9 protein-coding genes are annotated in these 13,093 nt (G+C 37.1%); 2 read left to right on the forward strand and 7 right to left on the reverse strand.

The features are described from left to right. Nucleotides 1–49: 49 nt before the first annotated feature. Nucleotides 50–1,099 (forward strand): ureidoglycolate dehydrogenase, encoded by a 1,050-nt coding sequence (gene allD / locus INT04_RS00295; RefSeq protein ID WP_193014186.1) that lies wholly within the window; start codon nucleotides 50–52, stop codon nucleotides 1,097–1,099. Between the two features lie 87 nt (nucleotides 1,100–1,186). On the opposite strand, the gene INT04_RS00300 is transcribed toward allD, so the two are convergent. The 5 genes from INT04_RS00300 to ycaO form a co-directional block, all read right to left on the reverse strand. Further along, entirely contained in the window at nucleotides 1,187–2,056 is an 870-nt protein-coding gene (locus INT04_RS00300) for a BPSS1780 family membrane protein (RefSeq protein WP_193014187.1), read from the reverse strand. Between the two features lie 358 nt (nucleotides 2,057–2,414). Further along, nucleotides 2,415–3,155, reverse strand: a complete 741-nt coding sequence (pflA, locus tag INT04_RS00305) for a pyruvate formate lyase 1-activating protein (RefSeq protein ID WP_193014188.1) — start codon at nucleotides 3,153–3,155, stop codon at nucleotides 2,415–2,417. A 107-nt stretch (nucleotides 3,156–3,262) separates the two neighbouring features. Next, on the reverse strand, nucleotides 3,263–5,545 hold the full coding sequence (pflB, locus tag INT04_RS00310; RefSeq protein ID WP_193014189.1) for a formate C-acetyltransferase: 2,283 nt from the start codon (nucleotides 5,543–5,545) through the stop codon (nucleotides 3,263–3,265). 54 nt (nucleotides 5,546–5,599) lie between these two features. Next, on the reverse strand, nucleotides 5,600–6,454 hold the full coding sequence (gene focA, locus INT04_RS00315) for a formate transporter FocA (protein WP_193014190.1): 855 nt from the start codon (nucleotides 6,452–6,454) through the stop codon (nucleotides 5,600–5,602). 671 nt (nucleotides 6,455–7,125) lie between these two features. Further along, a complete protein-coding gene (gene ycaO / locus INT04_RS00320; protein ID WP_193014191.1) occupies nucleotides 7,126–8,883 on the reverse strand; it encodes a 30S ribosomal protein S12 methylthiotransferase accessory factor YcaO in 1,758 nt (585 codons plus the stop codon). A gap of 228 nt (nucleotides 8,884–9,111) precedes the next feature. Between ycaO and ansB the strand changes: the two genes are divergently transcribed. Then, on the forward strand, nucleotides 9,112–10,149 hold the full coding sequence (gene ansB, locus INT04_RS00325; protein ID WP_193014192.1) for an L-asparaginase 2: 1,038 nt from the start codon (nucleotides 9,112–9,114) through the stop codon (nucleotides 10,147–10,149). A gap of 70 nt (nucleotides 10,150–10,219) precedes the next feature. Here the strand turns inward: ansB and INT04_RS00330 are convergent, their stop codons facing one another. Together INT04_RS00330 and INT04_RS00335 are read right to left on the reverse strand one after the other, a co-directional pair. Beyond that, complete coding sequence (locus tag INT04_RS00330) at nucleotides 10,220–11,464, reverse strand: filamentous hemagglutinin N-terminal domain-containing protein (protein ID WP_193014193.1); 1,245 nt, start codon at nucleotides 11,462–11,464, stop codon at nucleotides 10,220–10,222. 142 nt (nucleotides 11,465–11,606) lie between these two features. Then, a complete protein-coding gene (locus INT04_RS00335; RefSeq protein WP_193014194.1) occupies nucleotides 11,607–13,043 on the reverse strand; it encodes an MFS transporter in 1,437 nt (478 codons plus the stop codon). Nucleotides 13,044–13,093: the final 50 nt, after the last annotated feature.

The following is a 13,093-nucleotide window of genomic DNA, read 5'->3' on the forward strand; positions in this document are numbered from 1 at the left end:
ATTTTATGACGTTTCTATTAAATTAGAACCCTACAAAAGAGCATATTCTATGATAGTTTCTAAACAACAGTTACATCAATTAATAAAAAATAAATTACATCATGCAGGGCTAAATGAAGCGCATGCAGATACGGTGGCTGATGTCTTAGCCCATGCTGATGCTAAAGGTATTCACTCTCATGGCGCTGTGCGAGTTGAGTATTATGCTGAGCGTATAAGTAAAGGTGGTACTAATACGGCACCTAACTTTACTTATACTGAAACTGGGCCCTGTAGCGCCGTATTTGATGGTGATAATGGTGCTGGGCATGTTGCTGCGAAAGATGCAATGAAACGTGCTATCAACATGGCACAAGAGAAAGGTGTTGCCGTTGTTGGTGTAAGACGAATAGGCCACAGTGGTGCACTCTCTTATTTTGTTGAACAAGCATCACAAGCAGGCATGATAGGTATTTCACTGTGCCAATCAGATCCTATGGTTGTGCCTTTTGGTGGCTCAGAAGTCTATTATGGTACTAATCCTATCGCATTTTCAGCACCGGGTATCGGTGATAAACATATTACATTTGATATGGCGACAACAGTACAAGCGTGGGGAAAAGTCCTAGATGCACGCTCTCGTCATGCAGAAATTCCTGATACTTGGGCGGTAGATGAAAGTGGTAAGCCTACGACGGATCCCTTTGCGGTAAAAGGCTTATTACCTATTGCTGGCCCTAAAGGTTATGGCTTGATGATGATGGTTGATGTGTTGTCAGGTATTTTGCTTGGGCTTCCTTTTGGCAAACATGTTAGCTCGATGTACCACGATTTAACGCAAGGGCGAGAATTAGGTCAATTACATATTGTCATTAATCCTGCATTTTTTACTGATGCAACATTATTTAGAGAACATATCTCACAGGTTATGGGGGAGTTAAATGCCATTAAGCCAGCTCCTCATGTAAAGAACGTTCTTTATCCTGGTGAGAATAGCCAAATAGAAGAGCAAAGAAGTGAAAAAGAAGGTATTGAAATTGTTGATGAAATTTATAACTATTTGATGTCTGATGCACTTTATAATAAATCGTATGATAATAAAAATCCATTTGCAGGTTAATTACATTAATAAGATTTATTTTGGATAATAAAAAACAGTAGGCTGTGAGGTCTACTGTTTTTTTATTTAAGCGAGATAACTTTTCTATTAGCTGACTAATTTACCAATATTGGATTCAGCCGTTTTATTGAGAGAAATTGTACCATTTCCACCATTATTTCCTGCATTATGGTGATAAAAAATATCACGATAAGAAGCATACATTGCAGTGTAAGAAAGTGGAATAGTAATTAATAGGCCCAAACCAAATGGAATAATACTAATTGCCATAATAAAGAACAGTAAAATAAAGAAGAAAAAACCACCTACTAAGTTTATTTTTACTGCGGCAAGGCTCGCTTTAACCGCCGAGAAAGCAGTATAGCCATTAACTAATACAAGTGCAGGAACAAACCAATAGGCTGCGGTACTCAATGCACCAAAAATAGCGATAATAACAAAAAATAATGTAAACCCAGATGAGTTATCCACCATCATTTCAGCAATGATCTCTTCGGGATAATCGCTATTGATAGCATAAAAAATATCCATCATGGCAGCACTACTGACGATAAATGCGAGAATAATGCCCACAAGTAAAATTAGAAAACTGATACCATATGCACCCATCAAGCTAAGGTAACGTTTGTTATAAAAACCAGTGAACAGGTTATCAACATCCATTCGTTGAGTTTCATACTGCTGATGAGCAATCGCCACGACACCTGCGGCTAATACCGTCGTAATAAAAGGTGAGATGATTGGACCAATAAGTGGAATAAATCCAGCAATGGTTGATATTATAAGGCTCACAATAAAGTAGATAATAATAACACCTATCCACATCCAAAAACGTTCTTTTATTAAATCCCATCCCAGCCCTAACCAGCGTACTCCGCCGGAGGCACCTCGAGCCTGAGGGAGTGGCGTAAAGACCTCTTGTGGCTCTGTTTGCGATGAATTATTGTCTTGTTCCATTTCCTGTACCTTAATCCCAATAATTTTGTTTATAAATATAAGTCTTCTATAGTATCTTTTTGTTTTGTTATTGATCAACAATATTAAACTTAATATAGGTTAAGGAAATTCTTATAAAGTTATTTTTACCAGTTAGGTGTCATTTGGTTTATTTTGATAATAAATAAAATAAGTAGGATGACTACAATTTATTTAATAAAGAATATATGATTCATCGGGTAAAACGTTTAAAACGGATGAAAATAAAAGGGAGAAGATAATAGAACAAGTCTCTCTAATATTAACCTTATTTTATCTTTACAGACAAAAAAACAGCGCTTAAAAACGCTGCTTCTTAAATAAATCTTAAGTGAAAAACTTAATATATGACTTTATGGCCATAAGACTCAAGGATGGATTTTACATTTTCCATCGTCTCTTTTGACGGTGGATGAATACCATCAAGTTTATATTCTTCGCCTAACGCGACCCATTTATGTTTGCCGAGTTCGTGGTAAGGAAGAAGCTCTACTTTTTCGATGTTCTTCATATCTTTAATAAATTCGCCTAAACGATGAGTTGAATCATCATCATCAGACCAGCCGGGTACAACTACATAACGAATCCATGTTTTTTGGCCTCGTTTGGCTAAATAACGCGCGAATTCAAGTGTGCGTTGGTTTGATACACCCACTAATTTTTGATGAATTTCATCATTAATTTGTTTTAAATCGAGCATAACCAGGTCAGTGGCATCGATTAATTCATCAATCACAGGATCATAACGACGAACAAAGCCGTTAGTATCTAAGCAAGTATGGATATTTTCTTTTTGACATGCGCGGAACCAATCGCGCACAAACTCTGCTTGCAAAATCGCTTCACCGCCAGAAGCAGTAACGCCGCCACCAGAAGCATTCATAAAATGACGATAGGTAACCGCCTCTTTCATTAGTTCATCAACTGTGACGATTTGCCCACCATGAGTATCCCATGTGTCACGGTTGTGACAATAGAGGCATCTCATTAGGCATCCCTGAAAGAAAACAATGAAACGTATTCCGGGACCATCAACAGTACCGCAGGATTCAAATGAGTGGATACGACCAAGTACGGACATAACAGGGTTACTCCAAAACTGTCTAGATAAAAAGGCCCCAAAGTAGGGGCCTTTATTCTAAGCGATTTTATCTACTTTCTCAGTAAATAAATGCATTAGTTATCAAATTACATTGTTTTTGTAAATGTACGGGTGATAACGTCTTGCTGTTGCTCTTTAGTCAGTGAGTTAAAGCGAACTGCATAACCAGAAACACGGATAGTTAACTGAGGATATTTTTCAGGATCTTCCATTGCTTCTAACAGCATTTCACGGTTCATCACGTTAACGTTCAGATGCTGACCACCTTCAATACCTGCTTCATGGTGGAAGTAACCATCCATCAGGCCTGCAAGGTTCGCTTTACGAACATCATCATCTTTACCTAACGCATTAGGTACGATTGAGAAGGTGTACGAAATACCGTCTTTTGCATAAGCAAATGGCAGTTTAGCAACTGAAGTCAGTGAAGCAACTGCACCTTTTTGGTCACGACCGTGCATTGGGTTAGCACCTGGTCCGAATGGCGCACCAGCACGACGACCATCTGGGGTATTACCTGTTTTCTTACCGTAAACAACGTTTGAAGTAATAGTCAGAATAGACTGTGTAGGTACCGCATTACGGTATGTACGCATTTTCTGAATTTTCTTCATGAAACGTTCAACTAAGTCACAAGCGATATCATCTACACGAGAATCGTTGTTACCAAATTGTGGGTATTCGCCTTCGATTTTGAAATCAATTGCTAAGCCGTTTTCATCACGGATAGGCGAAACTTTCGCATATTTGATAGCAGCCAGTGAGTCAGCTGCAACAGACAGACCTGCGATACCACATGCCATTGTACGATATACGTCACGGTCATGAAGTGCCATCAACGCGGCTTCATAGCTGTATTTATCGTGCATATAGTGGATAACGTTCAGTGCAGTTACATACTGAGTTGCTAACCAATCCATAAAGTGGTCCATTTGGTTCATCACAGTATCGAAGTTTAATACTTCGTCCATGATTGGCGCATGTTTTGGACCTACTTGGATTTTCAGTTTTTCATCAACACCACCATTGATGGTATACAGTAAAGTTTTGGCTAAGTTTGCACGAGCGCCAAAGAACTGCATTTGTTTACCAACAACCATTGGGCTAACACAACATGCGATTGCATAGTCATCGCTGTCGAAGTCAGGACGCATTAAGTCATCATTTTCGTACTGAATTGATGAAGTATCGATGGAGACTTTTGCTGCGTATTTTTTGAAGTTGATAGGCAGTTGTTCTGACCACAGGATGGTCATGTTTGGTTCTGGTGACGGACCCATTGTGTACAGGGTATTTAAGAAACGGAATGTATTCTTAGTTACCATAGTACGGCCATCTAAGCCCATACCTGCTAAAGATTCTGTTGCCCAGATTGGGTCACCAGAGAACAGCTCATCATATTCAGGAGTACGTAAGAAACGAACCATACGTAATTTCATGACTAAATGGTCAATTAACTCTTGAGCTTGTTCTTCATTCAGAAGGCCAGCATCAATATCACGTTGGATATAGATATCTAAGAAAGTAGATACACGACCAAATGACATTGCCGCGCCGTTTTGAGATTTAACAGCAGCTAAGTAACCGAAATAAGTCCATTGTACAGCTTCTTTTGCATTTTGAGCAGGACGAGAAATATCATAACCGTATTTCGCAGCCATTTCTTGGATTTGACCTAAAGCAGCGTGCTGCTCTGCGATTTCTTCACGCAGTTGGATAGTCATTTCCAGATCTTCGCCTTTTTCCATTCTTTCTTGTAAAGAAGTGAATTGAGCGAATTTGTCTTTACGCAGGAAGTCGATACCGTACAGTGCAACACGACGGTAGTCACCGATGATACGTCCACGACCATAAGCATCTGGTAAGCCTGTTAAGATACCAGATTTACGGCATTTCATGATGTCTGGAGTATAAACATCGAAAACGCCTTGGTTGTGAGTTTTACGGTAATCAGTAAAGATTTTTTTCAGTTCTGGGTCCAGCTCACGATCATAAGCTTGGCAAGAACTTTCAACCATACGGATACCACCGAATGGGATGATCGCACGTTTCAGAGGTGCATCAGTCTGTAAACCTACGACTTGTTCTAAATCTTTAGTAATGTAACCCGCATCGTGAGATGTGATAGTTGAAGCAACAGAAGTATCAAAATCAACCGGCGCATGCGTGCGGTTTTCGATTTTGATGCCTTCCATAACTTGTTCCCAAAGTGTATCAGTTGCTTTAGTGGAACCTGCTAGGAAAGATTCGTCGCCTTCATATGGAGTATAGTTTTTTTGAATAAAGTCACGAACGTTAACACCGTTCTGCCATTCACCTTCAGAAAAACCTTTCCATGCTTCAGCAAATTTTTCATTTAAATCAGACATGATACTTCTACCTTTTTACAATGGAACTTAAGAAATCAGTCATACCTGCACGGATTAATGCTTGTCACCGCGCAGATACATTAACCAGTATACCAGACCGACTAGGACTGCTCCGCCAATAATGTTACCGATAGTGACGGGTACTAAATTATCAACGAGGAAATTTGATATCGTTAAATCTGAAAATTGTTCGGGTGATGCACCTACTTTAGTCCAGAATTCTGCAGGTGCAAAATTCTTAATAACAATACCTAAAGGAATAAGAAACATGTTAGCGATACTGTGCTCAAAACCGCTAGCAACGAACATGCCGATAGGTAAAATTAGTGCAAAAAGCTTATCAATAAGTGTACGGCCTGCATAACTCATCCAGACTGCAAGACAAACCATCAAGTTAGCTAAAATACCTAAACAAACAGCTTCTATAAAGGTGTGTTCAACTTTATGTTGTGCGGTTTGTAAAACATTTAGCCCCCAAAGCCCATTCGCTGCCATATGCTGACCTGCGAACCACATTAAGGCGACAAAAAAGAGTGCGCCAACAAAGTTACCCAGATAGACATTTATCCAGTTCGCAAGCATTTTGCCCCAAGATATACGTCCGGTTGCTTTAGGAATAATAGTAAGAACAGTTGAGGTGAATAAATCCGCGCCACAAACGACCACGAGCATTAACCCCAGAGAGAAGCAGATCCCGCCGACTAATTTTGCCAGCCCAAATGGAACAGATGCGGTGCCTGTAGTAGCAGTAATATAAAAAACAAAAGCAATTGATATAAACATTCCCGCAGTAAATGCAGATAAGTAAGTCGTTGAGATCTGTTTATTTGCTTTATAACAACCTGCATCATCGGCAACTTTTGCCATATCAGCAGGGGATAATAAATTAAAAGGGCTGTCAGCTTTCATACTAACACTCTCTTATATGTTGGAATAATTATAGTACGCAATAATAGTAGCAAAGGGGCTTACTTCTAAAATTGATATGGATCATAGTCGCTTATTGAGATCTCATTTTTAGTGCGTAAAAACCCGCTATTTCGACTATAACTATTTGATTAATTAAGTAAAAAAATTTTTTAAAAATTATCAAAAAATTTTAGACTAGCTGGATGAATAAAGTAAAAAGTAAATATAAAGTATTATTTAAACCCCGTATGTTAATAATAAAAATAAAATTTAACGCCTTATTTACTTTTGCTATAAATATAAACATTACTTTATTTATGGTTAATCTCTATTGATTACCCCAGACATATATCCATTATAAAAATAAGGTTTTTAAATTTTTGAGACCTAGTTAAACAAATAGCAATTTAAACTAATTTTAAGCGTTATTCTTAGTGAAAAAATTCAATATGTATTTATAGTGTCATATTAAACACCTCAAATCGTCACTTTTGCCATATTTTGACACTTTTGTCGGATGACAGATTTGCCATGTTGACAAATTTGTCAAAAATTTATTTTCAGCAAAATAAAACACTCTACTTTTCAATAGAGTGTTTCACTTTAAATATGTGCTTATTATTCAGTTAAATTTAGTGATTATTTAATAAATTACCTTAAATAAAATAGGTTTATTTGCTCAATTGGCGTTTTGCTTTTTGTAATTTCTCATAAGCGGCAAGTAATGATTGATGTACAGGTAGATTGATTAAATCTGCATCAATAGGTTGTAAACCATAAAATGCTTGCTTACCTTGCATCGCATTTAGTGCGGCTTGTAGTGTCTTTTCACCATACATACGAGAGAATGCATGCATATATTGCTCGGGTTTACGCTCAGTCTCTTGTTTTAATAATAAGAGATTATGTAAACAGCGATAATAGTTTTGACGCTCTGGAGTAAACAAAGAAGCGTTGAAATCTTGAGTCCACTCAACCCAAACGAGGGCTTGGTCAAGATCACCCCCTGCAAGTGCAAGCATCGATTTTAATTCACCTACACGTAAATGACTCCAACCATTATCTTTGCCTGGTGCAATACCAATCATTTCTCTAATTCGTGTAAAGTCGTCTAAACCATCTTCATCGAATTGACCAATAAGAGAAAGGTATTCTTCGTTAGTACCTTGGCTTGTTGGTAAAGAAAGAATAGTGTCACGCCAATGTACACCCATAATGTTATTGGCTAATTGTAGATCTTCTGCAGGGTAAATATCAGATAAACCAGGCACTAAAATACGGCAAGCGTAAACGCCTAAGTGTGAGTAATCCATAATATAGACTTCAGCATCACACTGTTGGCACAGCGTCATTAAGGTGTGGAACTCTTCTTCAGTGGTGCCACTGAAATTCCAATCAGCAAAAGTATAATCGGCATCTTTTTTAAACAGATCCCAACTTATTAAGCCGCTTGAATCAATAAAGTGTGTTTCAAGATTGGTGTGATCACCCACTTCTTCATCATCAAAGCTTGGTGGATTGAAAACATCCAGATCTTTAAGGCTACGGCCTTGTAATAACTCAGTGACGGTACGCTCTAACGCTACACCAAAATCAGGGTGAGCACCAAAAGAGGCAAAACAAGTACCATTTTGTGGGTTAAATAACACCACACAAATAACAGGGAATTTCCCACCTAAAGACGCATCAAAGCTAAAGATTGGGAAACCTTCTTGCTCTAAGGTGTTAATCGCTTCAATAACAGCAGGGTAGCGCGCTAAAACTTCTTTAGGAATTTCAGGTAAGCTAATTCTTTCAGTGATAATGCGATTTTTTACATAGCGTTCGAAAACCTCAGAAAGTCCCTGAACGCGAGCTTCATTCTTTGTATTCCCTGCTGACATACCATTAGATGCATATAAGTTAGCAATAATGTTGACAGGAATATAAACAGGCTTTTCATCAGACTGACGTATAAATGGTAGGGCGCAAATTCCGCGATCATGATTACTTGATTGTAAATCAACTAACTCACTACCACATAACTCACCTTCAGGATCATAAAATTCACGTAAACGTGTATCTAATAAGCCAGCAGGAACAGAATCATCTTCTGTTAGTGGGAACCATTTTTCACTTGGATAGTGAACAAATTCACCTTCTGCAATATCAGCACCTAGCCAGAAATCAGAGAAGAAATAATTGGTTGAAAGACGTTCAAAATATTCGCCTAATGCAGAAGCTAATGCTGCTTTTTTACTGGCACCTTTACCGTTGGTAAAACATAAAGGGCAATCTTTATCACGAATATGAACAGACCAGACATTAGGAACAGGGTTTAACCAAGACGCTTCTTCAATGTTAAAGCCTAAGTCGGTTAATTTTTTTTGAAAGCTAGCGATAGAATCTTCCAGTGCGGCATCTTTGCCAGGAATAAATGTTTGTGACATGGCAGGTTTCATCAATATTTTGCTGGTGATAGTTAGGGGCACATGATACTGAAATCCCCTGTAATGCACTAATAATTTCTCTCATTTACCAAAGACTAACCATATTCATAATTAATAATTTATTTGATATATGAGTTTTTTTAATAAATACGTTCGATTTATCACGGAATTAATAATTTTAAATCATCATAATTGGATTTATTTATAAACTCATAAGGGATCAGTTCGATGATGAAAAAAACATTGCTTGCCAGCCTATTAGCTGTAGCTAGTGGTTCTGTTTTTGCCTTACCTAATGTCACTATTTTGGCAACCGGTGGTACAATTGCGGGGGGCGGTGATTCAGCAACAACATCAAGCTATACCGCAGGTAAATTAGGTATTGATACGTTGATTAATGCCGTCCCCGAGGCTAAAAAAATCGCTAATTTAAACGGTGAGCAAGTCGTTAATATTGGTTCTCAAGATATGAATGACCAAGTATGGCTCAAGCTGGCTGATAAAATTAATGCCGATTGCGATAAAACAGACGGCTTTGTGATCACTCATGGTACCGATACCATGGAAGAAACAGCCTACTTTCTTGATTTAACCACAGCATGTAAGAAACCAGTTGTTATGGTGGGTGCAATGCGTCCTGCAACTGCATTAGGCGCTGAAGGTCCTTTAAATCTTTTTAACGCAGTTGTGATTGCCAGTGATAAAGCGTCTGAAAATCGTGGTGTGTTAGTCACCATGAATAATGCCGTTATCAGTGGTAAAGATGTCGTGAAAATGAACACGACGGAAGTACAAGCCTTCCAACCAGTTAATGCGGGTGCTCAAGGTTATGTACATAACGGTAAAGTTCATTTTTATACGGCTGCATTGCCTCGTGCCGATAAGCCCGTCTTTGATGTGAGTAAACTGACTGAATTACCTAAAGTAGGCATTGTCTATAACTACTCAAATGCCTCTGATTTACCTGCCAAAGCTTTTATTGATAATGACTATAAAGGTATTGTGAGTGCGGGTGTAGGTAACGGTAATTTATATACTGATATTTTTAATACTTTAGCAGACGGTGCTAAAAAAGGTGTCGTTGTTGTTCGCGCAAGTCGTGTGCCTGTAGGTTTTACAACACAAAATGGTGAAGTGGATGATGTAAAATACGGTTTTGTGGCATCTGAACGATTAAATCCACAAAAAGCAAGAGTATTATTACAATTGTCATTAACACAAACACAAGAGCCTGCCAAGATCCAAGAGAATTTCGAAAAATATTAATTCAAAGTAGTTTGAATAAGAATGAAGCCTTGTTACAAGGCTTCATTCTCCGTTCATTATCAATACAAAATTAATGAGTATGTTTTAAGGTTAAGAATTGGAAAACACCTCTATTATTAAAAGAGTGATGATTTAATGATGTAATGACTCTGTTTTTTTCATTATTATTTATTTCATTATCATTTATTTCTTCCATTGAAGACGTTGAGTTATATATATGAGGTAAGTAATGAAAAATATAGCCTGACTCCATGTTGATTATTGTGGATGTGCGCTCTTTGTTTAAAATTAAATTTTCCGTAAAAATAGAGTTGTGATTTTCAAGTTTACTTCGATTATAAAGTGATAAATTTGTTATTCTACTATTTAGATAACCATGATTTTTCACTTGAGACTGATTTGCATAAATAGTAATTTCATTGTCACTGTATATGCTACCACTTAAGTTTGATGGGATAGCATTAGTAGTCTCTTTATTACCAATTATCAAATAGTTGTTGTTGGGGCGTTTTGGTAAGTTTTTTACAGGTCGATTAGCGCGACTGAGCGGATTTAAGACTGATGGGGAATTAAACTTAGCCATAGGGTAATATAAATTCATTGTGCTATCTAAATTATGTATCACATTGTAATTATTAAAGAAATTAATATTGTTAGATGAGGATATTTTATTATTAATTGTTATTCCATGGCTAATAATATTTAATTGATTATATATGGTGTTATTGTCGATGCTTTTTGAATTTATAATGTTTATTTTCCCACGGTTAGGGATAAATTTAGAGTGATCTGAGGATGATATATCGGGTAATTCTGTGGCATTATAAATAGCAACGGTATTGTTAAGCCTCTGAACACTTCCACTAACAAGTGTTTCAGATAATGTGTTTGAAAAGCTACAATTATCACAAGTAATACCATTAGGGTTAGCAATAATAACGTGAGCTGCTTGTCCCTTGATGCCAATATTACCCTCTATTAAAGAGGTTGGACCATTGTTAATCACTTCATTAATAATATAGTCAGCTTTTACCTGGGTGTTATTTAAAATAATACCGCCATCATCAACACGGAAACGGTCATATTTATTGTGTGAAATATGGTTTTCATCTTTAGGTGAGATGAAAATTTCAGCGACTTCATCATTATTTAGGCTCGCTTTAACTGTAGTTAGAGAATCTTTGTTGATAAGAATTTCAGTACCATCTTCATATTCAGCATATTCTTTATTAATAGCATAATGTTCTTGATTATCTGCCTGACATATTGATGATGCAGATATTAAACCCATTATTATTGCAGTTTTTAAATTCATATAGTTTTCCTTTCTTATTTAAATCTAAGTTTAATTTATAGATAATAATGAAAGGAATAAAGATGATAAAATAAAAAGGGTCTTTATTTATAAATAACGCAAAGACTATTTTTTAATAGTCTTTGCGTTAATAAATATAAATCTATAAATTTGATTTTTTATAACGAACAACAACAATATTAGCTGTGAAAAAAGCAAATAGAGGCGTGATTGCAAAAACAATAAATAACCAATGTGCCGCATTTTGAGCACCTATAATTCCGCCTGGTTCAGTTAACCCTGCCATATTAACCACAGTACCTGATATTGAGGCACCAACGGCGGTTGAAAATAATTGGATAGTCGTAATTGATGTCGCTGCTTTTTGGGCATCTTGGCCCTGAGAAACATGTAAAACACGAGTTAAATAATGAGGCCATGCCATACCAATGCCTGCACCCGTAAAAAATAGCGCCACACAAATAATGATCATTTGCCCATAAGGTAATGTGATGCTCTTGGATATAAATAAACCGAGAATAACTATCGCAGAAAAGTTAATCATAGGACCAAAACGCATTAAGTGTTGAGCAGTATGTTGCTTACTTGATGAAGAAATAATGGCAGAGAAAGACCAACCCGCACCAACCAATGCAGCTAAATAACCGGAAAGTAGTGGGGTAATATTATGGATAATTTGCAAGAAATAGGGCACAAAGACTTCTGTTTGTACACTGATCCCTAATAATGCCATTGTGAGGTATATTGGTGCTAAAGGTGCAGAAAAAGAAAATGTGCCTTTAGGAAATAAACCATCATTAGATTTTTTATCAATGTGTATTAAAAGTAAGATAAAGAGAATGGCAAATAAAAATGATAATACGTGATATAACGTGATGTTATAAAGACTGCCGATTGAAATAGATAATACAGCAAGCATTAATAAAATAAGTTGCTGATAAGGTAAAGGGGATTTTGCAACGATATTATCAGCATTATTTTCTGTAGGAAGAATAGTAAATAATAAAATAGCATAGGGAATGCCAACGAATAAGATAGACCAAAATGCGCCCCGCCAAATATCATACTCTGCAAATATCCCACCTAATGCAGGGCCTAATAATGTTGATATTCCCCACATACTTGACATTAATGCCATGGCTCTAGACCAAAGGGGTTGTGGAAACATCACTCTGACTAATGAATAGGCAAGGGCTAATAGCATACCGCCCCCAGCTCCTTGTATAAACCGCCCTAACAGTAATATATACATTGATGGTGCGGTTGCGCAGATAATTGAACCGGCTAAAAAACAAATGGTAGCAAAAAGGTAACTATTACGAGGCGCAAATACACTGAGTAAGCGCGAAGTAAGTGCTGAAGAGAGAATAGACGCTAAAATAAAAACGGTTGTATTCCATGCATATAAATTGAGGCCGCCAATATCGCGTACAATTGAAGGCAGTGTTGTTATCGTGATATAGACATTAATCGCATGTAATGCGACACCTCCTGCTAACGCGAGAGATTTTAGACTATTTTTTCCATGAAGAAGCATTCCCCAGCTCGCTTCTTCTTTTTTATTTAGACTCCCCGACATAAAACACTCCTAACCGTTATTCTTACGCACTGCGTATTATGCGTTACTTC

The organism is Proteus sp. FME41 (assembly GCF_014897315.1).
Lineage (GTDB): Bacteria > Pseudomonadota > Gammaproteobacteria > Enterobacterales > Enterobacteriaceae > Proteus.

What these genes read in the sequence shown, in the direction of transcription:
- allD (WP_193014186.1), top strand. Translation starts at nt 50, where the DNA reads ATGATAGTTTCTAAACAACAGTTACATCAATTAATAAAAAATAAATTA.
- INT04_RS00300 (WP_193014187.1), bottom strand. Translation starts at nt 2,056, where the DNA reads ATGGAACAAGACAATAATTCATCGCAAACAGAGCCACAAGAGGTCTTT.
- pflA (WP_193014188.1), bottom strand. Translation starts at nt 3,155, where the DNA reads ATGTCCGTACTTGGTCGTATCCACTCATTTGAATCCTGCGGTACTGTT.
- pflB (WP_193014189.1), bottom strand. Translation starts at nt 5,545, where the DNA reads ATGTCTGATTTAAATGAAAAATTTGCTGAAGCATGGAAAGGTTTTTCT.
- focA (WP_193014190.1), bottom strand. Translation starts at nt 6,454, where the DNA reads ATGAAAGCTGACAGCCCTTTTAATTTATTATCCCCTGCTGATATGGCA.
- ycaO (WP_193014191.1), bottom strand. Translation starts at nt 8,883, where the DNA reads ATGTCACAAACATTTATTCCTGGCAAAGATGCCGCACTGGAAGATTCT.
- ansB (WP_193014192.1), top strand. Translation starts at nt 9,112, where the DNA reads ATGATGAAAAAAACATTGCTTGCCAGCCTATTAGCTGTAGCTAGTGGT.
- INT04_RS00330 (WP_193014193.1), bottom strand. Translation starts at nt 11,464, where the DNA reads ATGAATTTAAAAACTGCAATAATAATGGGTTTAATATCTGCATCATCA.
- INT04_RS00335 (WP_193014194.1), bottom strand. Translation starts at nt 13,043, where the DNA reads ATGTCGGGGAGTCTAAATAAAAAAGAAGAAGCGAGCTGGGGAATGCTT.